Consider the following 23,801-nt stretch of genomic DNA (forward strand, 5'->3'; position numbering starts at 1 on the left):
ATTTTATGTTATTTCTATTCAAATACCGCTTTTTGCAAACGGTACGGGATCTTCCCATTATGTTTTGGGCTTTGGCGTTTCCACTCATCCTCGCTACCCTTTTCTATTTTAGTTTTGGAAGAGCCGGACTTTCTGCTACAGGAGAATCCAAATGGGAGGCTGTAAAAGTATGTGTGATAGATCATTCTCCTGCCTTTTCTTCTTTTCTGCAGTCCATGGACGGCGATGCGCTTAACATCCTGCCGTCTGCCTCAGAAAAAGAGGCGCTCCAAATGCTGGATGAAGGTACCATTGCAGGGATCTACTATGCAGGCGAGACGCCTTCCCTCACCGTTGGAAGGAATGGCTTAAATGAAAGTATTTTAACTACAATGCTGGATACTTATAACCAGAATGCTGCTATCTTAAAAAAAATCGCCGAAACACATCCAGAGAATCTTCCTGCTGCCATCCAAAGCAGTCAGGACTATCGGCAGCTGGTTTACGAGACCACTTTAGGCGGAGAAACGCTAGACCCAAGCGTACAATACTTTTTTGCTCTGATTGCCTACGCCTGTCTCTCCGGCGCCTTCCTTGGTGTACGGGCAAGTTTTGACAGCCAGGCAAATCTTACTGCCTTAGGCGCAAGAAGGAGCGTTACGCCCACGCACAAACTGACCCTCATTCTCATTGATATGCTCGTACTGGTAACCATTCATTTTGCAAACATTATGATACTTACCATTTATATCGGGAACGTACTTGGTATCAGCCTCGGAACAGACTATACGTCTCTTCTCCTTGTAAATTTCATGGGAAGTTTGATCGGAATCACCATGGGACTTGCCTTTGGTTCTCTTACAAAACTGTCTCTTAATATCAAGATGAGTCTGACCGTAGTAATCACACTGCTTCCAAGCTTTTTGGCCGGACTTATGTTCGCCAACATGAAAAACATCATAGAGCAACATGTGCCTTTCATTAACCGGATCAACCCGGCGGCGGTGTTAAGCGATGCCTATTATTGCATGGGCGTATACCAGGATATGGATCGTTTTGTCCGATGTATCGTGACACTGGTTATTATGAGCATTCTGTTTCTGACCGCTGCATTCCTAGGTATAAGGAGGGAACGCTATGACAGTATTTAAAGGATTTTTGACGATAACCAAACGGAACCTCGGCATGATGTTCTTATACATTGCCGTCTTCCTTACCATCAGTATTTTTGTCTCAAAAACGCTCGGCGACTCCGACCCGTCAGGCTTTACAGCCAAGCGCCTTAATATTGCCGTTATTGATCGAGATGAAAGTCTCCTGTCAAAAGGATTGAAAAATCATCTTCGTCAGTTCCATCATGTCAAAGACGTCCCTGATGACGCTGCCGTTTTACAGGATAAACTCTTCTACCGGGACATTTACTACGCAGTAATTATCCCTGAAAATTTTGAACAAAACTACACAAAAAATACCGAAAAACTTCCCGTAATAAAAGTTCCAGGGAGCACTTCCGGACACTATGTAGATCAACAAATCAACACATTTTTAAACAATATACGAACACTGACCGCCGGAGGATTCTCCGCCTCTGAAGCGTTGGAATACACAGAAGAATCCCTCTCTTTTCGTCCGAATGTAAGGCTGATTGATCAAACCGGACACAATGGAAATATGGCAAAACATGCCTATATGTTCCAATACATACCCTACATCATTTTGTCGATCCTCTGCTACATTTTGAGTTATATCATGCTTTCTTTCGGCAACAAGGATGTGAAGAACCGTATTCTTTGTTCCTGTACCTCGACACGCAGCATGAATCTCCAGCTCATCCTGGGGCACATTGTAATCGGCCTTGGTATCTTCCTCATCTGTGTCAGTATGCCCGCCATTCTGTACCCGAAGGATTTTTTAACGGATCCCAACCTGCCTTATTATCTAATAAACAGTTTTCTAATGATGCTGGTTGCTTTATCCATTGCATTTCTCATCAGTTCTTTTCCACTGAGGGAAGAGACGATCAATGGAATCGTTAATGTAGTTAGCCTGGGAATGTCTTTTATCTGCGGCGTATTCGTCTCCATGGACATTCTCGGTAAAGGTGTGAAAACGCTGGCTCGTTTCCTGCCAGTCTACTGGTATGAAATCGTCAATAACCTTTTAGCCAGAAACCACTCCCTTTCCGCATCCCAAACAAACGAACTTTGGCAGTGTTATGGCATTCAGCTTCTCTTTGCTCTTTCTTTTCTAGCTGTCGCAATGGTGATTCGAAGAAAGAGGCCTTCATAAAATATGAAAAAGTGCAGCTCATAGGTATTCCTTCCTAATAAGCTGCACTTTTTTCACTTTATTTAATCATCAAAGGCTTCTTTGACTTTATCCATAAAGCCCTTCTTCTTTTTGCTTCCTTTTCCTGCAGGCTCTGTACTCTCTTCTCTTCCCAGTGAATTGCCTGTCAATTCATCAAACTTACGAAGTGCCTCTTTGGCCTCAGCGCTTAAGTGTTCCGGTGTCTGGATCACCAGTGTTACATAGTGGTCACCTCTCACCTGTGCATTCCGAAGGGACGGAACCCCTTTTCCTTTCAAACGCACCTTGGTATCTGTCTTGGTGCCCGGCTTTACATTGTAGATCACTTCTCCGTCCACCGTCTTAATCCGGATATCAGCTCCAAGAGCTGCCTGCGCAAACGTAATCGGCACTGTGGAGAAAATGTGCATATCCTGGCGCTGGAAAATCGGATGTCTGGACACCGTCACTTCTACCAGAAGATCTCCTCTTGGTCCGCCATTTACGCCCGGTTCTCCTTTTTCCCGAATCCGAACGCTCTGTCCATTGTCAATACCAGCCGGAATGGATACGGAAATCTTCTTTCGGTTGGAAATGTAACCCGTTCCGCCGCAGTCCGAACATTTTTCCCGAACAATCTTACCGCTTCCATGACAATCCGGACAAGTCTGAACGTTCTGAACTGTTCCAAAGAAGGACTGCTGTGTATAAACAACCTGTCCTTTTCCACCACATTTCGGGCAGGTCTCCGGTGATGTTCCCGGCTTCGCACCCGTTCCGTTACACTTCGGACACGGATCCTTCAGTACAACGTCCAGCTCTTTTTCACAGCCAAATACAGCTTCTTCAAACGTAATTCTAACGCTTTTTCGGATATTCATGCCTTTCATAGGGCCTTGATTTGCACGGCCGCGCCTTCCGCCGCCAAACAGATCCCCGAAAATATCTCCAAAGATATCACTGAAATCTGCGCCATTAAAATCAAATCCGCCGAAACCGCCTGCTCCTCCAGCTCCGCCTTCGAACGCCGCATGACCAAACTGATCATACTGGCGGCGCTTCTCTGGATCACTCAAGATTGCATAAGCTTCTGAAGCTTCTTTGAATTTCTTCTCAGCTTCAGCATCACCCGGATTCACATCCGGGTGATACTTCTTAGCTACCTGTCTGTATGCTTTTTTCAGAGTTGCCTCATCTGCGTCCTTGCTGACGCCTAAGACTTCGTAGTAGTCTCTCTTTGTTTCTGCCATGATTATACTTCCTTATAGTCCCCGTCTACAACGTCGTCGCCCTGGAATCCTTCTGGAGCCGGACCTGCTCCTGCTCCCATATCCGGTCCTGCACTCTGAGCGCCTGCTGCTGCGCCAGCCTGCTCATACATCTTTGTAAACAGTTTCTGTGCACTTTCTGTTAATTTCTCTTTTCCAGCTTTGATCTCTGCAATCTCTGCATCCGTCATGCTTTCCATGTTTACTTTTTCCAACAGCTCTTTCAATGCCTTACAGTCTGCTTCTACAGCTGCCTTATCAGCTCCGTCAAGCTTATCGCCTACTTCGCCGAGCGCTTTTTCTGTCTGGAACACCATAGCGTCCGCTTCATTCTTAGCATCAATTCCTTCTTTACGCTTCTTATCCTGCGCTTCAAATGCTGCTGCTTCTTTTACTGCTTTATCGATATCTTCATCAGACATATTAGAACCTGCAGTAATCGTAATATGCTGTTCTTTTCCTGTTCCAAGGTCTTTTGCAGATACGTTTACAATACCGTTTGCATCGATATCGAAGGTTACTTCGATCTGCGGTACTCCACGTGGAGCTGGTGCAATTCCATCCAGTCTGAACTGTCCGAGGGACTTGTTGTCTCTTGCGAACTGTCTCTCACCCTGTACTACGTTGATATCTACTGCTGTCTGATTATCAGCTGCCGTAGAGAAGATCTGGCTCTTCTTTGTCGGAATTGTTGTATTTCTTTCAATCAATCTTGTAGCAACACCGCCCATTGTCTCAATAGACAGAGAAAGTGGTGTAACATCAAGAAGAAGGATATCGCCTGCTCCTGCATCTCCTGCCAGTTTTCCTCCCTGAACAGATGCTCCAAGAGCCACACACTCGTCTGGATTCAGAGACTTACTTGGCTCTTTTCCAGTAAGACGTTTTACTTCTTCCTGTACTGCCGGAATACGTGTAGATCCTCCAACCAAAAGTACCTGACCAAGCTCGGAAGCTGTAATTCCAGCATCAGAAAGCGCTCTTGTTACAGGCTCAGATGTCTTTAATACCAGATCATGTGTCAGTTCATCAAATTTTGCTCTCGTAAGGTTCATATCAAAATGTTTTGGACCTTCTGCTGTTGCAGTGATGAATGGAAGGTTAATGTTCGTTGTAGTTGCGGAAGAAAGTTCTTTTTTCGCTTTCTCTGCTGCTTCTCTTAATCTCTGAAGAGCCATCTTATCAGTAGACAAGTCTACACCTTCCTGTTTTTTAAACTCTGCGATCATGTAATCTGTAATCTTCTGGTCAAAGTCATCTCCACCAAGTTTGTTATTACCTGCTGTAGATAATACTTCGATAACACCATCTCCAATTTCGATAACAGATACGTCGAAGGTACCTCCACCCAAGTCGTATACCATGATCTTCTGCTCTTTCTCATTATCCAGTCCATATGCAAGCGCTGCTGCTGTAGGCTCATTGATGATACGCTTTACATCAAGACCTGCGATCTTACCTGCATCCTTGGTTGCCTGACGCTGAGCGTCGTTAAAGTAAGCCGGTACTGTAATAACTGCTTCTGTTACTTTCTCTCCCAAGTAAGCTTCTGCATCTGCCTTTAACTTCTGAAGTGTCATTGCAGAAATTTCCTGTGGGGAATATTTCTTATCATCAATTGTTACTCTGAAATCAGAACCCATCTCTCTTTTAATAGAAGAAATGGTTCTCTCTGCGTTCGTAACTGCCTGACGTTTTGCAGGCTCTCCTACTAGACGCTCTCCGGTCTTTGTAAATGCTACAACAGATGGTGTCGTTCTTGCACCTTCTGTATTTGCGATTACGGTCGGCTGTCCACCTTCCATAACGGCTACACAACTATTTGTGGTTCCTAAGTCAATACCTATGATTTTACCCATGATGTTTTCCTCCTATTTTATACTATTGTTCCATATACTACTGTTTTGGAAATTTAGTTTGCTACCTTTACCATACTGTGTCTCACAATAGAGTCACGGTAGGCGTACCCTTTCTGGAACTCCTCTGTGACAATATTCTCACCAAAGTTCTCGTCTTCCACGTGCATCACTGCATTGTGAAATTCCGGGTCAAATTCTTTCCCGACTGCCTCGATCGGTTTTACTCCAACCTCTTCCAATGTCGTCATCAGCTGTTTATACACCATCTCCATTCCCTGAACGAAAGGATTTTCTTTTTCCTCTTCCCCGACTGCACCCAGTCCGCGTTCAAAGTTATCAACGACTGGAAGGATCTTATCTATGATATCTTTCGCACCTACTTCGTACATATGAGATTTTTCTTTCTCCGTACGCTTGCGGAAGTTATCAAACTCTGCCATCTGACGGGTAAGTCGATCCGTCAGTTCCTCGATCTTCTCATCTTTTTTATCTTTCTTATTCTTTTTGCCAAACAGTTTTTTGCCGGACTCTTTGGAATCTTCCATCTCTTTTTGGCCTTCTTCGGTATCTTCGGTATTTTCTGCGTCTTCAGAAGCAACTTCATCTGCCGCTTTCTCATCCTCGGAAGGAGCTCCTGACGCTTCGGCTGCTTTTTTTGCTTCTTCCACAGCTTCTTTTACCATTTCCTCCTGGCTTTTTTCCTGATTGTTTTCCAAGGGTACATCCACCTTTCTTTATTCTTTCTTATGAAACATCTGATCCAGTTCATTCTGAAGACGCTTCATAGACTTTAATACATGTTCATAATCCATTCGCTTCGGCCCGATAATTCCGATGGTTCCCTTCATGCCGTCTCCCAGTTCATAGGTTGCGGTCACTACGCTGCAGTCTTTCATGGTCTGAACCGGCGTCTCATTTCCGATATAAACCTGAATTCCTGTATTGTCCTCCTGCGAAAGGGTCTGTGTTACCAGCTCTGTAAGCTGCTGTTTTTCCTCAAATGCACTGATAATCTCCTGGGCGCTCTGCTTATCGGAAAGTTCCGGATATTTGAAAATATTCGTCGCGCCGCTGGTGTAAATCTGCATATCCTCATCAACCTGTATCGCATCTGCCACTGCATCAAGTACATTTCCAACCACCTCACTGTGAATACCGGCCTGTTCCTTTAATCTGGCAATCAAACCCAGATTAATCTCTTCAATCGGCATCCCGGTCAGTGTTGTATTCAGAAGCATATTCAGCTTTAACAGGTTTTCATTGCTGATTGGCTCTGCAATATTAATAATCTTATTCTTAATCACATTGCCGTCCAGCACGATGACCGCAATCACCTGCTCTGCATCCACCATGGAAAGCTGGATGAATTTCAGCTTGTTGGCATTGACCATCGGTGTTGATACCATAGTCGCATAATTCGTACTGTTAGCCAGCACACGCGCCGCCTGCTTTAACAGCTGTTCCATCTTGTCTACCTTCTGGAGCATCTGCTCCTGCATCTCGCTAAGCTCCTGTTCTTTCTCCTGCATCAGCATATCAACATACAACCGATAGCCTTTGTCCGAAGGGATACGTCCTGCCGACGTATGAGGCTGAATGATATATCCCATCTCTTCTAAGTCGGCCATCTCATTACGGATCGTTGCAGAACTCAAATTCAAATCTGTATACTTGGAGATCGTTCTGGAACCAACCGGCTCTCCGGTCTCTAAATAAGTCTGAATAATCGCATGAAGAATCTTTAACTTCCGATCGCCAAGACTTTGTTCTGATACCATCAATCCTCCTCCTTTCGGCTTTTGTAGGTTATTAGCACTCTTTTATTTTGAGTGCTAACATCTTTCGATTATTAATGTAGCACTACGTTTTTCATTTGTCAACCGTGTTTATACAAATTTTATCAATTTAACCCACCATTTAAATGCTATCCGTCTTTGTCTTTCTATAAAAAAGACCCTGTACCTTTTTCTCAGATACAGAGCCTTCTCTTTTCTTATTTTTTAGCTTAATTCTACCTTCTGTGCCTCTTCTGGTTTAAACTCATTCTCAAGATCGTAGATATTATGACCTGTGGACTCTCCTAATACTTTGCCTTCCAGCGAATAGCAGCGAATAAATCTTTTCACATCGATACTGGACCAATGTTCCACATCCCATGTAAGATATCCGTCTTCATCAGACTTTTTCTCCTTCAAATAGAGATCCACCTGACGGCCGTTTCTCATCAGCTCAATCAGTCCCTTTGTCCCCTCTACTTCCACTTCTTCTTTGTTTACCGTATCGTATACTTTCATTTGGGTTCCCTCCTGTAACACGCATTCTAGGCCGGATTCACTTCCGCCTCGTTCTTCTGTGTCTCATTATACCCCTTTGCCGTGCAAAAGGAAAGTCTGAAATCACTTTCCTCTGCTCAAATTTCCTCTTGACAAATAAATCTTCCAGTTATATGATTGTATCAACTAAATAATACAACAGAACAATAATACAGGAGGTACCCTATGAGTGTTATTTTAAGAACAAATCATCTGACCAAGCGCTATGGTCACCGAACCGTTGTAGACAATCTGTCCATGACGATACACGAAGGAGATATTTATGGTTTTATCGGGAAGAACGGAGCCGGAAAGACAACTTTAATCCGTATGATTACCGGTCTTGCCGCTCCAAGCGACGGTAACCTTCTTCTATTTGGCAGTTCTAATCTTCTGGAAGGAAGAAAGCAGATTGGAACCGTCATCGAATCACCTGCGCTCTATCCGGGCATGACTGCCAGAGAGAATCTAATCACCCAATGCAAACTGCAGGGGGTAACAGATGAATCCCAGGCTGATTCCATCCTGACTTTAATCGGACTTTCGGATACCGGCAAAAAAAAGGTCAAAGATTTCTCACTGGGAATGCGTCAGCGCCTTGCCATCGGTCTTTCTCTCGTCGGCAACCCGAAGCTCCTTGTACTGGATGAACCAATTAACGGACTGGATCCGGAAGGCATCAAAGAAATCCGTGATCTGATCTTAAAGCTCAATCACGACCGCAACATCACTGTACTGATCTCTTCTCACATTTTAGGGGAGTTATCAAGACTTGCTACCCGCTACGGCATCATACACCGTGGACGTCTGATTGAAGAATTTACAGAAACCCAGCTCTTTGAACGCTGCCATACCAAGGACGGCAAAGCAGAGATGGATTTGGAAGAATACTTTTTAAATGCAATTGGAGGAAAATAGAATGATTCATATTATAAGAAGTGATTTTTATAAATTAAAGAAAGCCCGTTACTTTTGGATCTGCCTGATGGCCAGCATTCTGCTGGCAGTCGTCACCATCTTCATCCTGGATTTTACCTACAAAGTTGCAGGCAAACAGATGGAAGCTTCGATGGCTTCACAGGAACAGGCTCTGCAGGAAAATGGCTTTAATATTTCCACCGATGGCGTCCCTTCAAGCTATGAGGAATTAACTGCTTCCAGTCAGATGGTCAGCTTTTTCGCTGGAAATACACCACTGATCCTTGCCATCTTAATCTCCCTGTTTGTGGGCAGTGAATTTAACAATGGCACCATCAAAAATATAGTGTCCAAAAATTACAGCCGAACCAAAATCTACGCTTCCAAGCTGATAACCAGCTGCGCCGCTGCCATTTTCTTCGCCTTGGTATCTGCTGCTGCATCTGCTGTTACGGCAACGGCTCTCTGGGGATTTGGAGAGACCCCCGATGGATACTGGGCAGAACTTTTTGCCTCTGCTGCTTTAGAACTTCTGCTTTTATGTGCATTTGTCTCTATCTTCGTAATGTTTGCCATGCTGATTCGTCAGAACGGAGGCGCACTTGCTGCCAGCATTGGATTTTTAGAGTTCTTCTATCTGTTTGTAGTCCTTGGTGAAGCTTTAATCAACAAGATTTTTGATCAGGATCTGGCGCTGTCCAACTATCTGATCGACGCCAATATGTCTGCCATTGCCGCAGGTCTTAACCACACGGTCGTTACAAGAAGTCTCCTCGTCGGTCTTGGATTCTTCGCCGTGGCTGCTGCCATCGGACTGATCAGCTTCCAGAAACGAGACATTAAATAAGCTTCTCCTTGTTACTCCCGAAGATACTTCATCCATGCCTGGATCTCTTTTTCGTGGCCATTCTCACTAGCCTCATAGAATCTGGCATTCTTTATTTCATCCGGCAGATACTGCTGTGCCACATAATGTTTCGGATAATCATGGGCATAGCGGTATCCTGTTCCGTGCCCTATATTTGCCGCTCCCGGATAATGGGAATCCTGCAGATGAACCGGCACTGTCGTCTTTTTACTTTTCACACTGTCCATAGCTGCAAAGATAGCATTGCAGGCCGAATTACTCTTCGGTGCAGTCGCTACATAAAGCACTGCCTGGGACAGAATAATCTGCGCTTCCGGCATTCCAACCCGCTCTACTGCCTGCGCTGCCGAAACAGCCACCGTAAGCGCCATAGGATCTGCATTTCCCACATCTTCAGAAGCGCAGATCATAATGCGTCTCGCGATAAACTTAATGTCCTCCCCTGCATACAACATTTTCGCCAGATAGTAAACAGCTGCATCTGGATCACTGCCTCGCATACTCTTAATAAATGCCGAAATCGTATCGTAATGATTATCCCCTGTCTTATCGTAACGAACCACCCTCTTCTGAATACACTCAGATGCAACGTCAAGTGTCAGATGGATTTTACCGTCTTCACTTCTTTGTGTCGTAAGTACACCTAATTCCACCGCATTCAGTGCGCTTCTTGCATCACCGCCTGCGATATCAGCCAGAAAGTCAAGCGCCTCTTCCTCAATCACCGCCTGATAGCTTCCCATTCCCTTCTCCATATCGTAAACTGCCCGTTTCAAGAGAACCTTGATATCTTCTTTTTCCAGCGGCTTCAATTCAAAGATACTGGACCTGGAAAGCAGAGCCCCGTTCACTTCAAAATATGGATTTTCCGTGGTTGCTCCTATTAAAATGATGGTTCCATCCTCCACAAACGGAAGAAGGTAATCCTGCTGTCCCTTATTGAACCGATGAATCTCGTCCACAAACAGAATCGTCTTCTTCTGGTACATTCCCAGCGTTTCCTTCGCCCGTTTCACGACCTCTTCCATATCTTTCTTTCCGGCAACCGTCGCATTGATCTGGGTAAATTCTGCACTGGTCGTATTGGCAATCACCTTTGCAAGGGTCGTCTTTCCTGTGCCCGGAGGTCCGTAGAAAATAATGGAACTTAATTTATCTGCTTTAATCGCCCGGTAGAGAAGCTTATCCTTTCCGATAATGTGCTGCTGTCCCACCACTTCCTCTAACGTTACCGGACGAAGTCTCGATGCCAGGGGCGCTTCTGTTTCCATATTTTTTTCTCTCACATAATCAAACAAATCCATGGTTGTACCTCTTTCTTTTACACGAATTTCTCTTATCTTTTTGTCTTTTTAAAGCTTTCTTCTACGCCAAAAGATCCCGGATCACTTCTCCGGCAATCAAAAGTCCCGCTACCGGCGGAACAAAGGATACGCTACCTGGAATCTGACGCCGGTTCCCTTTCTCTTCCTTCGTCTCTTTTCCCCGGATATCTATCGGCTTCTCCGGAGAATACAGAACCTTCAGATGGAAAATTCCTCTCGCTTTTAGTTCTTTGCGCATAACCTTGCACAGAGGGCACACGGATGTTTTACTGATATCCGTAATCGTAAACATTTCCCCGTGGAGCTTATTGCCAGTTCCCATACTGCTGATCATCGGAATTTCTTCCTTTTCTGCCTTTTCTGCTAGCGCCAGCTTTGCCGTTACCGTATCAATGGCATCAACAATATAATCCGGCCGCTCCTGAAAGATCTCCTCCAGATTTTCCGGCAATACGAAACACTCATAAGTCACTACCTCGGTCTCCCTGCAAATATCTGCAATCCGCTCCTTCATCACCTGCGTCTTGTACTTTCCAATAGTGCTGTGATAGGCAATGGACTGACGGTTAATATTCGTCAGCGATACCGTATCGTTATCCACCAAAATCAGTTTCCCCACACCGCTTCTTGCCAGCGCTTCTATACAGTGGGATCCCACACCTCCTACACCGAGCACCATCACACAGGCATTCCGAAGCTTCTGTACTCCTTCCTGTCCCAATAATAACTCTGTTCTTGAAAATTCATTTATCATCATCACCGCTCTTTTCTATTTCATTTTCCTGCCGGCTTTTCAGCAGCCTAAAATCAGCTGATCCACCGTTACAAATTCGTAGCCCTCTGCCTTTAGCACATCCACAATCTGAAGGGCTGCATCCACACTGGACTCATAACAGTCATGTAATAGAATGATATCATTTTCCCCTGCCTGCGTCACTACCTTATTCACAATTTCCTCCACATTCTTTGTTGTCCAGTCCAAGGGATCAATGGTCCACATCACCGGCAGCACATCAATCTCCTGCTCCAATTTCTCCTGCCAGACTCCAAAAGGGGGTCTCATATATTCCACATGTTCTCCCAAAATCTCATAGATCACCCGATCCATCTCCTTTAGTTCCTCTCTGGCTTTCTCATCCGGAAGCTTGGTAACATCCACATGATGATACGTATGATTTCCGATCAGATGCCCCTCTTCTTTTACCCGTCTTACCAGATCTTGATTCCTTTCTGCTGATTCTCCGATCATAAAAAAAGAAGCTTTTACGCCCCGCTTTTGCAGTCCCTCTAACAGCTTTTCTGTATACCGGCTTGGTCCATCATCAAAGGTCAATGCTATCTTTGGCGGAAGGTCTCTTTGCATCTTTCCTGTTTTTTCTTCCGCTTCTTTTTCCATGACTTCTTCCTCCACAGCCATTTCTTCCCGCCCTGCCTCAACGAAAGAAGATACCACCTTTTCTTTCTCCACTTCCAGTCCCGCAGGCAGTAGTGATCCTCCCCATAAGCGCAGCAGACAAATGGTAAGAAAGAACCCGCATAAGATCTGATATTGCTTCAAATATTTCATCATTTTCCCCAAACAAACTCTTTCTCCTATCTATATGAAATTTCAAAAAATAGTATGTCGCACATTGCAATATAATTTTTCTGATGCTATACTATTTGTCACGGGTGTCAAATTTCTTTGACACTTTTTCTATTGACTTTTCATGATATAAAGGAGGTACACTATGTCAGAAAATCATACGACCGAGGCTTCTGTTGCCGAGAACAAGATGGGGGTCATGCCCATTCCGAAGCTTCTGATTACCATGTCCCTGCCCATGATGCTTTCCATGCTGGTGCAGGCGCTCTATAATATCGTAGACAGTATGTTCGTCGCTCAGTTAAGTGAAGATGCGCTGACTGCTGTCTCTCTTGCCTTTCCGATTCAAACGCTGATGATTGCCATCTCCTCCGGTACCGGAGTTGGTATCAATGCACTGTTATCTAGAAACCTTGGCGAAAAGAACTTTGAGGGCGCCAACAACGCCGCAAAGAACGGATTATTCTTAAGTATTGTAAGCTGTATCATCTTTGCCATCGTCGGAGGACTGGGATCACACCTTTTCTTTACGTTGCAAACGGACAATCCGACCATCATCAAATACGGAACGGAATATATGACGATTATCACCGTCTGTTCTGCCGGAATCTTCCTGCAGATCACTTTTGAACGATTGATGCAGTCTACCGGAAAAACAATCTACAATATGATTACCCAGGGAACCGGTGCAATTATCAATATCATTCTCGACCCGATTATGATCTTTGGTCTGTTCGGATTCCCAAGACTGGAAGTTGCCGGTGCGGCCATCGCAACCATCTGCGGACAGGTTGTTGCCGTAATCATGTCCTTCTACTTTAACCATAAGAAGAACAAAGAGATCAATATCAATATGCGCGGATTTCGCCCACACCTTCATACCATTGCAGTCATCTATGAGGTTGGTATCCCCTCTATTATTATGCAGGCAATCGGTTCTGTTATGACCTTTGGCATGAACAAAATTCTGCTGATGTTCTCTTCCACTGCAGCCGCTGTATTCGGAGTCTACTTCAAACTGCAAAGCTTTATCTTTATGCCGGTATTCGGACTCAATAATGGAATGATCCCGATTATCGCTTACAACTACGGCGCCAAAAGTAAAAAGAGAATCACCCAGACCACAAGACTTAGCGTCATCATTGCCGTTCTCATTATGATCGTTGGTCTGATCATCTTCCAGGCAGCTCCTGCGTTCCTTCTTAAGAATCTTTTTGATGCTTCTGAAAATATGCTGGAAATTGGTGTTCCGGCTCTTCAGATTATCAGCTTAAGCTTTTTATTCGCGGGATACAATATTATTGTAGGTTCTGTATTCCAGGCTCTTGGAAATGGTGTTTACAGTCTGCTGGTTTCCGCAGCCAGACAGCTGGTTGTCATCCTTCCGGTGGCATACCTCTTCGCTAAAATCTTCGGACTTCATATGGTATGGTGGTCCATTCCTTTGGCTGAAATTGTATCGCTTCTGATGTCCACGGTACTGCTAAAACGGATTTATCGTCTGAAAGTTAAGCCGCTGGAACAGGAAGCAACTCTATAAGCATAAAAAAAGATACGCCTTAAAAGCGTGTCTTTTTTGCTGCACTCTATCTTTTCTCTGTCTTCTTTTTCTTCTTTTGTCCGCGTCCGGAAGGCGCTTTTTTCCGAACGCTCCACCCAAAGGTACCAAGACTTTTCCCAAGGCTTAGATATTCCCCGTGAGAGTAAGCCAAAAGCCCTGTAGCATTCAGCTGAAACTTCCCGTTCTCATCCAAATATCTCTCATCTACCTGCACAGCCTTCACTTCTGCCAGGAACATATGATGGGTTCCCAGTTCTTTTACTTCCGTTACCTTACACTCTATATTCACCGGGCTTTCCTCGATAATCGGCGCATAGGAAAGCGCCTTTGCCTTTCCCTTTGTCAGATGCATTTCTTTCCATTTATCCACATCCCGTCCAGACCTCACTCCGCACCAGTCTGTCGCCTTTGCCAGTCGTTCGGTAGTGAGATTGACTACAAACTCTCCCGTTTCCCGGATCATATGGTAGGTATGCCTCTGAGGACGTACCGAGATATAAAGCATCGCCGGATCCGAACAAATGGTACCCGTCCACGCCACCGTCAGGATATTTGCCTCACCTTTTTCGTCTGCTGCACTTACCATCACCGCCGGAAGCGGATAGAGCATGTTGCCGGGGCGCCAGACTTGCCTGCCGCCTGACTGCTCCTTTATTTGCCCCTTTATTTGCTTCTTTGTTTCTTTCTTATTCACAATTCTTCCCTGTCCCTTTTCTTCTTAATTACTGCTGCAGCGCGCCGACCAACGTCGGGATCAGCTGCTTTTTTCTGGATACAACACCCTTTAAGATGATTCGCTCCGCATCCTCAGGAAGATCAAATGCATCTGCAATATACGATCTGGCTCCGTGACCGCAGCAGATGATCTCCGTCGATTCGTCCAAAATATCCGTCAGCATAAAGTAGATCATCTGCAAGCTGTGTGTCTCCAAAACCTTAGGAAGATGCGGAACCAACACTTCTTTGATCTCCTGAAGTTCTTCCCGGTTCATCGAGTTGATCTGTCCAACCCCAAATACGATATCATTTACCGTAAACTGTTTGAAATCCTGGAAACAGATCTCATCTGCCGTCTTTCCACAGAGACTGCTTCCTGCGCGGAACATTTCCTGCGCCATATTCTCCAGTTCAATTCCTGCAATCTTTGCCAGTTTCTTCGCAGTTCTTTCATCTACTTCCGTGCAGGTTGGCGAGCGGAACAAAAGCGTATCCGAGATGATTGCAGAACACAAAAGCCCTGCGATCGTCGGCGTCACCTTTACCTTCGCCTCTTCATACATCTGATACACAATCGTTGCCGTACATCCCACCGGCTGATTCCGGAAAAATACCGGTCCCATCGTCTCAATATTTCCCAGTCTATGATGATCAATAATCTCTATAATATCCGCCTCTTCAATCCCGTCTACCGCCTGAGACTTCTCATTGTGATCCACTAAAATGACTTTCTTTTTGCTCACATCCATAAATCTTCGTCTGGAAATAAAGCCTTTAAACCGTCCATGCCTATCCAGAATCGGGAAGTCACGGAATTTCTTCTTCGTCATTACATCCTTAATATCTTCCACATAATCGCTCATCCGAAATGTTACCAGCGGAGTCTTGGTCATAAAATGCTTCACCGGGATACTTTGGTTAATCAGACGCGCTACCGTAAAAGTATCGTGGGGCGTGCTGATAATCACAATACTCTGCTCTTCTGCTTTGCGGATCAAAGCCGGCGGTACCTGCGCGCCCTGGCAGATTACCAGACAGCTGGCGTCAATATCCACCGCACACGCCTGTGCTTCATAGCGGTTCCCCAGAATAACCAGATCATCTTTTTCGATAAACTCTTCCATTAAATCCGGATTGGATGCCGCAATCGTCACTTTTCCCTTCGTAAAATACCCATGATCATTTCCCGTAATCAATGTACCATCCAGTGTCTTGATGATATTCTTATATTGCGTTCTCGCCTCTGCAAGAATCCGGCTATCATACACTTCCATATAAGAAGTAGCAATATCACCAGTGGAAATCACACCTACCAGTTCCTCGTCTTTCAGAATCGGAATGGTCTTGACATTGTTCTCCTTCATCTTCGTCCAGGTATCCTTAATGGACACATTGGGGGCAACCCCCTCAATTTTATGAATATCCATATCTTTTACCTGCAGTTTAACATTGGCAAGAAGCGGCGGTGCATCCACACCGAAACGCTGCAGTACGTAATGCGTCTCTTCATTAATCTGGCCTGCCCGCCTTGCTGTGTATTCCTGTCCTGTAATCTCCCGTTTCAGATTTGCATATGCGATCGCCGAACAAATAGAATCCGTATCTGGATTCTTATGTCCCACAACATATACTTTTCCTGCCTTCTTTCCCATAAATCTACTCCTCATGTTCATACTTATACCGTAAAGCTTGCCACCTTTTCCCCATTTCGTCAACCACAAATCCTTAGATAAATGTTTTTTTCTTTGAACAACTCTGCCATTCTATGTTATACTAAAACTAATATGTATTACAGACATTAGAATTGTCAACAGAAAGGGAAGAAGAAATGAGCGAAGAATTATTACACGAAGAAACACACACAGAAGAAAACTCCATGACCATGGCAGATCTGGAGGATCATTTTGACGATGCAAATCCTTGGAACCTTGTCACTTCCTATATGGAAAAAGGCACCATCCTTCCTGTGAAAGTAGAAGGAATCGTAAACGGCGGAGCCATTGCCATGGTAGAAGGCCTGCGTGGATTTATCCCGGCATCCAAGCTGTCCTTATCCTACATCGAAGATCTGGAAACCTATCTTTTGAAAGATATTGAAGTCAGAGTCATCGACGTTAATCAGGCAGATAACCGTCTGGTTCTCTCCGCCCGTGAGATTTTAAAAGAGCGCGAGCTGAAAGAAAAAGAAGAAAAAATTGCTAATGTAAAAGTCGGAAGCGTTATCAGCGGAACAGTAGAAAGCCTGCAGAATTATGGTGCATTCATCCGCCTGGAAGATGATCTGTCCGGTTTGGTTCACGTATCTCAGATCAGCCAGAAGAGAATCAAATTCCCAAAAGATGTATTAAATGTAGGTGATGAAGTACAGGTGAAGATCATCGGTGTCAAAGACGGCAAGATCAGCTTGAGCATGAAAGCTTTAGAAGAAGTCAAAGAAGAGGAAGAGCCTGTAGAAAAAGTAGAAATTCCGAAGGCTGAAAATATCGGAACCAGCCTGGGTGATCTGTTCAAAAATATTACACTGTAATATCCATACATAGAATTTTCCATAGGATTAAAATGCAATTGGGGACGGAGTTTTTTGAAAAAACCTCCGTCCCCAATTGCGTAAAACATCATATCAACACTATCTGTCTAATATTTCTGCCAGGTATTCCTCTGTCAGCGCCGCTGCGTCTTCCACGCACTTGGTACAGCACACCAGCGGCTGCGGACCATCCACATTCTTTAAATCCCGACAGTAGATGGAGCGATTCTCCTGCTGGAATTTTTCCGCTGCATCCCGGAACTTCCGGTACGTATCCATCTTCGTTGCAAGCGGACGATCCATCTCTCCTGCGCTGTTTGCCAGACTGATGGTCAAAAACATTCCCATCACAGCACCGCAGGTATCTTTCAGACCGCCGATTCCGGAACCAAATCCTTCTGCTAGCCGAAACATATCTCTTTCTGGAATTCCCAGTTCTTCACAATAAGTACAGGCAACTGCCTGACAGCAATTGTATCCTTTTTTAAACTTCTCCACTGCGATTTCTTTTTTCGATTCCATTTTCCACATCTCCCTCTGTTATCTGCGTGTCCACAAAGCGAAGCTCGCATCACTTGGCATCCGCCAATCTCCTCTTGGTGACAATGCCACGGTTCCCACCTTCGGACCATCCGGTAAACAGGAACGTTTAAACTGCTGTGTAAAGAATCTTCGGCAGAACGTAGAAAGCCATTTTTCGATTACCGCCTCTTCATAAGTTCCTTCAAATGCATACTTTGCCAACCGGAAGATTTTATCCGGCTCATATCCAAAACGCAGGAAATAATATAAGAAGAAATCATGCAGCTCATAAGGTCCTACCAGATCTTCCGTCTTCTGTGCAATCTCTCCGTCTTTCGGCGGAAGCAGCTCCGGACTGACCGGCGTATCCAGCACATCATACAAAACTTCTCGTAATTCTTGATCTTCACAGGTATCTGCATAATACTGTACCAAATAACGCACCAATGTCTTCGGAACAGAGCCGTTCACACCATACATGGACATATGATCTCCATTGTAGGTCGCCCATCCAAGCGCAAGTTCTGACATATCTCCCGTTCCGATAACCAGGCCGCCATTTTGGTTTGCCACGTCCATCAACACCTGCGTACGCTCTCTTGCCTGTGCATTTTCATAGGTGACACTGTGATCTTCCATGTCATGCCCAATATCCCGAAAATGCTGTTCTACCGACGCTGCAATCGGGATCTCACGAAGAGAAGCTCCAAGCTTTCTCGACATCTTGCAGGCATTTTGATAGGTTCTATCCGTCGTTCCAAAACAAGGCATCGTCACTGCCTCAATCCCATTTCTTGGAAGTCCCAGCGCATCGAACGCTTTCGCCGTTACCAGAAGCGCTAATGTGGAATCCAAACCACCGGAAATTCCCACTACTGCATGCTTCGTTCCGGTATGATCCAACCTTTTCTTCAGTCCCATTGACTGAATGGTCAAAATCTCCCCGCAGCACTTTTCCCGTGCTTCTTTCTCTTCCGGCACAAACGGCATCTGAGAAATCTTCCTTGTCAGCACCGTATCTTCTGCCATCACATGAAACGGTACCCGCACCAGCGACTTTTCCGCTGTCGCCTGGAAGGTCGTATTTTTCCGCCGTTCACTGACAATCCGATTCAAATCCAGTTCGGAATAAATCACGCCGTTTTGGAAACACTTGCTGCTTTCCAGCACACTTCCGTTCTCTGCAATAATATTATGTCCGCCAAACACCAAATCTGTCGTGGACTCTCCTTCTCCTGCATTCGCATAGAGGTATCCACAGATCAGACGAGCCGACTGCCCTGCAATCAAACGATTTCTGTAATCCGTCTTTCCAATCGTCTCATCACTGGCAGAACAGTTGACAATCACCGTCGCACCTTCTCTTGCCGCCCGGATACTCGGTGGAATCGGAGACCATACGTCCTCGCAGATCTCTGCGGAAACGATCAGCTCTTCTATCTCATCCGACACATACAGAATCTGTGGGCCAAACGGCACCTTCTCTCCATCAAATAAAATTTCTTCTGCTTCCCTGGGACCGGGACGAAAATGACGCATCTCATAGAATTCTCCATAATTTGGCAGGAACATCTTCGTCGTAAATCCTAGAACCTTTCCGCCACTGACAGCCGCTGCCACATTGTAAAGAGCCCCGTCCACGGAAAGCGGCGCTCCCACAAAATACAGTCCATCCTTTCCCCTGGTATGCTCTGCGATCACACGGATCGCCTGTTTTGCCTCCTTTACTAAAAGGTCCTGCGCAAATAAGTCTCCACAGGTATAGCCCGTCACGCACAACTCCGGAAATACGGTCACTTTTGATTTCTGCGCTGCCGCCTCATCAATCAGTCGACAAATTTCTCTGGTGTTATACTCCACATCTGCCACTTTGATATCCGGCGTTGCAGCCGCCACCTTAATAAAGCCATGTTTCATTTTTGCTTCTCTTCCTTCCTCACTGCTTTCCTATCTTCCATCTATCTGCTGTTCTTTATAATCCGATTCAAATCTTCTACCGTATATTGATATGCCGTATTACAGAAATGGCATTTTACTTCGATATCTTTTCCTTCCTGAATCATTTCCTGAATCTCTTTTTTCCCAACACTGGCAACCGCACGCTCCACCCGTTCCTTTGAACAGTTGCAGTAAAACTGTGTCGGTATGGTGTCTGTGATTTCAAGACCCAGATCGCCAAGCAGAGCTTCCAAAAGCTGTTCCGGCGTATATCCCTGATCGAGAAGCGCCGTTACAGATGTGACGTCCTTTAGATTCTCCTCCAGCTTACAGATCACTTCTTCTGTAGCAAATGGCATCAGCTGAATAATAAATCCGCCTGCGCAGCGAACGGTATTGTCTTTTTCCATGAGCACTCCAAGTCCTACGGATGACGGCACCTGCTCAGAATTTGCAAAATAATAGGTCAGATCTTCTGCAATCTCGCTGGTCACTAAAATCGTCTGTCCAGAGTAGGGTTCTTTCAGTCCCATATCTTTAATCACCTGCAAAAGACCAATTCCAACCGCTCCGCCTACATCCAGTTTGCCATTCTTTGGCGGAAGCATCACATCCGGATTGCCTGCATACCCTTTGACATTTCCTTTACTGTCTGCTGTGACGGTCAGCCCTTCAATGGGCCCGTCCCCTCTTACCTGCAGCGTCAGCATATCTCCTTCATTCTTCATCATACTTCCCATAATGGCTCCCGCCGTTAAAAGGCGTCCTAAAGCAGCTGTAGCCACTGGGCTTGTCCCGTGATGAACTCTCGCCGTCTCCACACACGCTCTTGTCGTCGCGGCAAATGCCCGGATCTGCCCATCTGCTGCCGTTGCTCTTACAATATAATCCTTCATCCTTCTTCGTCCTTTCCTATTCTATCTTATCTTTTTATCTTGTCCTTCTTTCCACATTCCCTTGCAGCCACCGTAATGCGCTCACTCTTACTGGTTGGCTCTTCCAGGGTATAAGCATCATATGCTGCTTCAAAGATCAATCCTCCCGCCGCCAGAAGCTCTTTCATCTGCTCCAGCGTATAGGCTCTCTGATAATGCAGCTCCTGATACTTCCGATAGAGACTTTTCTGTTCTTCACACTGTACAAACAGAGTCAGCTCATACTCATTGATTTCCTCTTCCTCATCGTAATAATTATCCCAGATAAAACTACATGCTTCCCGATCTTCTGCAATCACCTGATCACCTAAGATCTCCTGATACTTATACTTCGTATTAAAATCAAAAAGGAACACACCGTCGGGATCTAAATAGTTATTCACCAAGCGGAATACCTCCGCCAGATCCTCTTCCTCCGTCACGTAATTGACACAGTCACATACGCTTACTACCGCCCGAACAGTTCCGTAAAGTTCAAACTCCCGCATATCCTGAAGAAGATACAGGATATCCCTCCCGGTCTTTTCCTTCTTCTCCTGCGCCAGTTCCAGCATATCTTCTGAATTATCTATGCCGATCATATCGTAACCTTTTTCTGACAGGATCTGTGTCATACTCCCGGTTCCGCATCCAAGCTCCATCACCAGACCGTCTTCGATTCCATACTCTTTTAACCGTTCTTCCAGATAGTCTGCCCATTCCTGATAGGGAACATTATCCATAAAAGTATCATATACTTCCGCAAAACTTGTATATGCTTCCAAGCGTCTCCTGCTCCTTTCCGTCATCCTTTGTTTTTCATACGTTATTTATTTTACCATATCCGGCTCTTCCTTTCTAGGAAAATATATGGCAGAAAATACTGGCGGAAAATATATAAAGAAACATCTGTAACCCCAAAGGAAAAGCGAAGCCTTGTGCTCTCCAGATTCTCCATCTGGTCTTTGCACACTGCTTCGCTTTGCTCTCTCTTGCTATTTTTTATTTGTAATACCTTCCGTCTCAATGATGAACTTGGTGCTTCCATCCATGTCATCTTTGATTCCGGCAAAAGATTTGTAATTTCTTCCAAGCGTTGTCATCGCGTCGATTCTTGAGGTAACTTTCGTGATATCCCCTCCGAAAACCTCTGCAATCTTGTCGATTCCGGAAGTCTTAAACTCTGACATTCCCTCTGCCAGGGTCTGATTTCCGCTTGCCAGTTCTCCCGCTCCGCTTGCCAAGGTATCTGCTCCTGTATTCAGCGCGCTTGCTCCGCTTGCCAAATCTCCCGCTCCCTTTGCAGCCGTCTGGGCTCCGACTGCCAGTTGCTTAACACCTCCTGCAAGCTGTGTTCCGCCCTCCTGAAGTTTGGAAGAACCAGTTATGAGAAGACTGCTCTGGCTGTTTAAGTTCTCTGCTCCGTTTGCTAGATCTGAAGCGCCTTTCTGAAGTGGAATCGCTCCTTCGTTCAAAAGCTTCGTATTGCCCTCCTGAAGTGGTGTAATTCCTGTCTGAATCAGATTTTCCGTTCCCGCAGAAAGGGCAGTCACAGTTTGCTGTAATCCGCTCGCATAAGTATTTGCCGTTCCCACTGCCGTTTTTGCTGCTGTAATTGCATCTGTTGGATCAACGCTTCCGGCTCCTTTTGTAACTTCTGCCATTGCACTGATGTTTTCCGCCATCGCACTTCCAATTGCTGATACTGCTGCCTCTCTTTGCTCCTGCGATATAATTCCAGAGGCAATCAGCTGATCTACTGCTACCTGTGCGGCTGTATCTTCTCCCTGCACCACTGCGTTTGCCTGTATAGACGCTTGATTTTCCGTCATCTGCACAAGCAAAGATGCCAAAGTATCAATCGCCTTTGATGTGCTTCCAATGGCCTGCACGGTTCCTGCTGCCAGCGTATTTGCTCCCGGATTCTGCGCCGTTCCATCTCCCTGATATCCGGCATTTAGTTTCCCTGCTCCTTCTGCCAGTGCGGCAAGCCCGGCCTGTTCCTGCTCAATTCCTGCCGTCAATGCATTGACACCGTCTTTCACCTGACTGCTTCCGCTTGCCAGACTGCTGACACCTCCTGTGTAGGCATTGACACCCTCTGCCAAATCATTGACACCCTGCGTCAGTTCCCCGCTCTTACTGTTTAGCGTATTCACACCTTCTGCTAACGCTCCTACTCCGGTCTTTAGCGCACTGCTTCCATCAGCCAAGGTCTTGCTTCCGTCTGCCAAATCCTTACTTCCATCGGCCAGTGCGCTGCTTCCATCGGCCGCCTTCGCAGAGCCTTCTGTCAGCTGCTGCGCTGCGTTTTCCAACTCATCGACAGAATCACTAAGCCCATCAAAGCTGTCGATGCCGTCTAAGCCAACCTGATCCAGAACATCTGCCGCTGCCACCGTCATCGTCGGTCCTACGGATGCATTCTTTACGTCTGCCGTAATCGTAATGCTGTCAGGAATCTCAATATCCAGATCTTCACTGGACAGATTCAGATTCTCTTCCAATCCCGGAAAACCAAGACCGACCACAATGTTTTTGTCTCCGTCAGAAAGGATTCGCCCATTGTCGATCGTGACATTTGTATACTCATCTCCGGGAAGCATCATTGCTGTTACCATGGTAAACGGCGTGTACATTTCTACCTGCTCTCCTGACACATCTACCATCTCTTTCGACTGATTTTCATATTGAATCTTCATCTGAAGCTTCCCGTTCTTCCCCTTAAGTTCCTTTGGTGAAATTTCTTTTCCATCAAGCTGATAAGTAATCTTGACATTTACCGGAAGTTTCTGATTGGTAGTTCCCTGATAATAAATGTCTTTTCCTTCGGACTTCCAACTCATTTCATCCGCGCCATTTTGCGTATAGGTCTCTTCGCCCTTTACATTTTCAATCTCCTGAAGCGCTGTCACATCCTCTACTGCCCCTGTTCCCGGATTTTTCAGCCATTCTGTGACGGTTGTTTCTTTTACCATTCCGTCGGCGTCCGCTTTTACATACACGGACTCATCCTTGTAAACCTTTCCTTCTTCTATGACTGTACTATCTCCTAATACCTGTTCTGCTGCTTCTTTCAACTCCTTCGTATCCACTTCCTGCGCATCTGCCTGAAGGGACGTCTCATATGCACAAGTTCCAAGTAATCCGGTTCCTACAACAACTGCCATGGAACCTGCTAACATCTGTTTTACTTTTCGATTCTTCATTGTCTACTGC

The 23,801-nt window shown here is 45.5% G+C and carries 21 protein-coding genes; 6 read left to right on the forward strand and 15 right to left on the reverse strand.

What is annotated here, in order from left to right; translation table 11 throughout:
- Nucleotides 1-5: 5 nt before the first annotated feature.
- Together C0979_RS03095 and C0979_RS03100 are read left to right on the forward strand one after the other, a co-directional pair.
- Entirely contained in the window at nucleotides 6-1,130 is a 1,125-nt protein-coding gene (locus tag C0979_RS03095) for an ABC transporter permease (protein WP_101694589.1), read from the forward strand.
- Complete coding sequence (locus C0979_RS03100; protein WP_101694590.1) at nucleotides 1,117-2,268, forward strand: ABC transporter permease; 1,152 nt, start codon at nucleotides 1,117-1,119, stop codon at nucleotides 2,266-2,268. Before C0979_RS03095 ends, C0979_RS03100 begins: the two co-directional genes overlap by 14 nt.
- A gap of 62 nt (nucleotides 2,269-2,330) precedes the next feature.
- Here the strand turns inward: C0979_RS03100 and dnaJ are convergent, their stop codons facing one another.
- The 5 genes from dnaJ to C0979_RS03125 all read right to left on the reverse strand — a co-directional run bounded on the left by dnaJ (nucleotide 2,331) and on the right by C0979_RS03125 (nucleotide 7,689).
- Nucleotides 2,331-3,518, reverse strand: coding sequence for a molecular chaperone DnaJ (gene dnaJ, locus C0979_RS03105; RefSeq protein WP_101694591.1), 1,188 nt, complete (start codon nucleotides 3,516-3,518; stop codon nucleotides 2,331-2,333).
- 2 nt (nucleotides 3,519-3,520) lie between these two features.
- Complete coding sequence (gene dnaK / locus C0979_RS03110; RefSeq protein WP_101694592.1) at nucleotides 3,521-5,395, reverse strand: molecular chaperone DnaK; 1,875 nt, start codon at nucleotides 5,393-5,395, stop codon at nucleotides 3,521-3,523.
- Nucleotides 5,396-5,448: 53 nt separating this feature from the next.
- Nucleotides 5,449-6,078, reverse strand: a complete 630-nt coding sequence (gene grpE / locus C0979_RS03115) for a nucleotide exchange factor GrpE (RefSeq protein WP_173814304.1) — start codon at nucleotides 6,076-6,078, stop codon at nucleotides 5,449-5,451.
- Between the two features lie 51 nt (nucleotides 6,079-6,129).
- The gene (hrcA, locus tag C0979_RS03120) at nucleotides 6,130-7,173 is read right to left on the reverse strand and encodes a heat-inducible transcriptional repressor HrcA (protein ID WP_101694594.1); all 1,044 of its coding nucleotides are present in this window, start codon (nucleotides 7,171-7,173) and stop codon (nucleotides 6,130-6,132) included.
- A 222-nt stretch (nucleotides 7,174-7,395) separates the two neighbouring features.
- Nucleotides 7,396-7,689, reverse strand: coding sequence for a hypothetical protein (locus tag C0979_RS03125; RefSeq protein ID WP_101694595.1), 294 nt, complete (start codon nucleotides 7,687-7,689; stop codon nucleotides 7,396-7,398).
- Nucleotides 7,690-7,893: 204 nt separating this feature from the next.
- On the opposite strand from C0979_RS03125, the gene C0979_RS03130 reads away from it, so the two are divergent.
- On the forward strand, nucleotides 7,894-8,625 hold the full coding sequence (locus tag C0979_RS03130; protein WP_101694596.1) for an ABC transporter ATP-binding protein: 732 nt from the start codon (nucleotides 7,894-7,896) through the stop codon (nucleotides 8,623-8,625).
- Nucleotide 8,626: 1 nt separating this feature from the next.
- Entirely contained in the window at nucleotides 8,627-9,472 is an 846-nt protein-coding gene (locus tag C0979_RS03135; protein ID WP_101694597.1) for a DUF2705 family protein, read from the forward strand.
- 11 nt (nucleotides 9,473-9,483) lie between these two features.
- Here C0979_RS03135 and C0979_RS03140 read toward each other — a convergent pair whose 3' ends face one another.
- The 3 genes from C0979_RS03140 to C0979_RS03150 all read right to left on the reverse strand — a co-directional run bounded on the left by C0979_RS03140 (nucleotide 9,484) and on the right by C0979_RS03150 (nucleotide 12,388).
- Complete coding sequence (locus C0979_RS03140; RefSeq protein WP_101694598.1) at nucleotides 9,484-10,797, reverse strand: replication-associated recombination protein A; 1,314 nt, start codon at nucleotides 10,795-10,797, stop codon at nucleotides 9,484-9,486.
- A 61-nt stretch (nucleotides 10,798-10,858) separates the two neighbouring features.
- Nucleotides 10,859-11,572 carry a tRNA threonylcarbamoyladenosine dehydratase gene (locus tag C0979_RS03145; protein ID WP_101694780.1) on the reverse strand — a complete coding sequence of 238 codons (714 nt, stop codon included), beginning with the start codon at nucleotides 11,570-11,572 and terminating at the stop codon, nucleotides 10,859-10,861.
- Between the two features lie 39 nt (nucleotides 11,573-11,611).
- Nucleotides 11,612-12,388, reverse strand: a complete 777-nt coding sequence (locus C0979_RS03150) for a polysaccharide deacetylase family protein (RefSeq protein WP_330403439.1) — start codon at nucleotides 12,386-12,388, stop codon at nucleotides 11,612-11,614.
- 160 nt (nucleotides 12,389-12,548) lie between these two features.
- Between C0979_RS03150 and C0979_RS03155 the strand changes: the two genes are divergently transcribed.
- The gene (locus C0979_RS03155; RefSeq protein WP_101694599.1) at nucleotides 12,549-13,943 is read left to right on the forward strand and encodes an MATE family efflux transporter; all 1,395 of its coding nucleotides are present in this window, start codon (nucleotides 12,549-12,551) and stop codon (nucleotides 13,941-13,943) included.
- Nucleotides 13,944-13,989: 46 nt separating this feature from the next.
- On the opposite strand, the gene C0979_RS03160 is transcribed toward C0979_RS03155, so the two are convergent.
- Entirely contained in the window at nucleotides 13,990-14,574 is a 585-nt protein-coding gene (locus tag C0979_RS03160) for a flavin reductase family protein (protein WP_101694600.1), read from the reverse strand.
- Between the two features lie 112 nt (nucleotides 14,575-14,686).
- Nucleotides 14,687-16,333 (reverse strand): putative manganese-dependent inorganic diphosphatase, encoded by a 1,647-nt coding sequence (locus C0979_RS03165; protein ID WP_101694601.1) that lies wholly within the window; start codon nucleotides 16,331-16,333, stop codon nucleotides 14,687-14,689.
- Nucleotides 16,334-16,509: 176 nt separating this feature from the next.
- Between C0979_RS03165 and C0979_RS03170 the strand changes: the two genes are divergently transcribed.
- The gene (locus C0979_RS03170; protein ID WP_101694602.1) at nucleotides 16,510-17,208 is read left to right on the forward strand and encodes a S1 RNA-binding domain-containing protein; all 699 of its coding nucleotides are present in this window, start codon (nucleotides 16,510-16,512) and stop codon (nucleotides 17,206-17,208) included.
- A 99-nt stretch (nucleotides 17,209-17,307) separates the two neighbouring features.
- On the opposite strand, the gene C0979_RS03175 is transcribed toward C0979_RS03170, so the two are convergent.
- From C0979_RS03175 to C0979_RS03195, 5 genes are all read right to left on the reverse strand, one after another.
- A complete protein-coding gene (locus tag C0979_RS03175; protein ID WP_101694603.1) occupies nucleotides 17,308-17,730 on the reverse strand; it encodes a C-GCAxxG-C-C family protein in 423 nt (140 codons plus the stop codon).
- Nucleotides 17,731-17,748: 18 nt separating this feature from the next.
- A complete protein-coding gene (locus C0979_RS03180; RefSeq protein ID WP_101694604.1) occupies nucleotides 17,749-19,647 on the reverse strand; it encodes an NAD(+) synthase in 1,899 nt (632 codons plus the stop codon).
- 41 nt (nucleotides 19,648-19,688) lie between these two features.
- Nucleotides 19,689-20,564, reverse strand: a complete 876-nt coding sequence (hslO, locus tag C0979_RS03185) for an Hsp33 family molecular chaperone HslO (protein WP_101694605.1) — start codon at nucleotides 20,562-20,564, stop codon at nucleotides 19,689-19,691.
- Nucleotides 20,565-20,590: 26 nt separating this feature from the next.
- On the reverse strand, nucleotides 20,591-21,367 hold the full coding sequence (locus C0979_RS03190; RefSeq protein ID WP_101694606.1) for a class I SAM-dependent DNA methyltransferase: 777 nt from the start codon (nucleotides 21,365-21,367) through the stop codon (nucleotides 20,591-20,593).
- Nucleotides 21,368-21,577: 210 nt separating this feature from the next.
- Nucleotides 21,578-23,791, reverse strand: coding sequence for a YhgE/Pip domain-containing protein (locus tag C0979_RS03195; RefSeq protein ID WP_101694607.1), 2,214 nt, complete (start codon nucleotides 23,789-23,791; stop codon nucleotides 21,578-21,580).
- Nucleotides 23,792-23,801: the final 10 nt, after the last annotated feature.

It is taken from the genome of Dorea phocaeensis (assembly GCF_900240315.1).
GTDB classification, from domain to species: domain Bacteria; phylum Bacillota; class Clostridia; order Lachnospirales; family Lachnospiraceae; genus Dorea_B; species Dorea_B phocaeensis.

Excerpts from the sequence above, each read along its gene's own strand:
- C0979_RS03095 (WP_101694589.1), top strand. The coding sequence starts at position 6 with ATGTTATTTCTATTCAAATACCGCTTTTTGCAAACGGTACGGGATCTT.
- C0979_RS03100 (WP_101694590.1), top strand. The coding sequence starts at position 1,117 with ATGACAGTATTTAAAGGATTTTTGACGATAACCAAACGGAACCTCGGC.
- dnaJ (WP_101694591.1), bottom strand. The coding sequence starts at position 3,518 with ATGGCAGAAACAAAGAGAGACTACTACGAAGTCTTAGGCGTCAGCAAG.
- dnaK (WP_101694592.1), bottom strand. The coding sequence starts at position 5,395 with ATGGGTAAAATCATAGGTATTGACTTAGGAACCACAAATAGTTGTGTA.
- grpE (WP_173814304.1), bottom strand. The coding sequence starts at position 6,078 with ATGGTAAAAGAAGCTGTGGAAGAAGCAAAAAAAGCAGCCGAAGCGTCA.
- hrcA (WP_101694594.1), bottom strand. The coding sequence starts at position 7,173 with ATGGTATCAGAACAAAGTCTTGGCGATCGGAAGTTAAAGATTCTTCAT.
- C0979_RS03125 (WP_101694595.1), bottom strand. The coding sequence starts at position 7,689 with ATGAAAGTATACGATACGGTAAACAAAGAAGAAGTGGAAGTAGAGGGG.
- C0979_RS03130 (WP_101694596.1), top strand. The coding sequence starts at position 7,894 with ATGAGTGTTATTTTAAGAACAAATCATCTGACCAAGCGCTATGGTCAC.
- C0979_RS03135 (WP_101694597.1), top strand. The coding sequence starts at position 8,627 with ATGATTCATATTATAAGAAGTGATTTTTATAAATTAAAGAAAGCCCGT.
- C0979_RS03140 (WP_101694598.1), bottom strand. The coding sequence starts at position 10,797 with ATGGATTTGTTTGATTATGTGAGAGAAAAAAATATGGAAACAGAAGCG.
- C0979_RS03145 (WP_101694780.1), bottom strand. The coding sequence starts at position 11,572 with ATGATAAATGAATTTTCAAGAACAGAGTTATTATTGGGACAGGAAGGA.
- C0979_RS03150 (WP_330403439.1), bottom strand. The coding sequence starts at position 12,388 with ATGATGAAATATTTGAAGCAATATCAGATCTTATGCGGGTTCTTTCTT.
- C0979_RS03155 (WP_101694599.1), top strand. The coding sequence starts at position 12,549 with ATGTCAGAAAATCATACGACCGAGGCTTCTGTTGCCGAGAACAAGATG.
- C0979_RS03160 (WP_101694600.1), bottom strand. The coding sequence starts at position 14,574 with ATGCTCTATCCGCTTCCGGCGGTGATGGTAAGTGCAGCAGACGAAAAA.
- C0979_RS03165 (WP_101694601.1), bottom strand. The coding sequence starts at position 16,333 with ATGGGAAAGAAGGCAGGAAAAGTATATGTTGTGGGACATAAGAATCCA.
- C0979_RS03170 (WP_101694602.1), top strand. The coding sequence starts at position 16,510 with ATGAGCGAAGAATTATTACACGAAGAAACACACACAGAAGAAAACTCC.
- C0979_RS03175 (WP_101694603.1), bottom strand. The coding sequence starts at position 17,730 with ATGGAATCGAAAAAAGAAATCGCAGTGGAGAAGTTTAAAAAAGGATAC.
- C0979_RS03180 (WP_101694604.1), bottom strand. The coding sequence starts at position 19,647 with ATGAAACATGGCTTTATTAAGGTGGCGGCTGCAACGCCGGATATCAAA.
- hslO (WP_101694605.1), bottom strand. The coding sequence starts at position 20,564 with ATGAAGGATTATATTGTAAGAGCAACGGCAGCAGATGGGCAGATCCGG.
- C0979_RS03195 (WP_101694607.1), bottom strand. The coding sequence starts at position 23,791 with ATGAAGAATCGAAAAGTAAAACAGATGTTAGCAGGTTCCATGGCAGTT.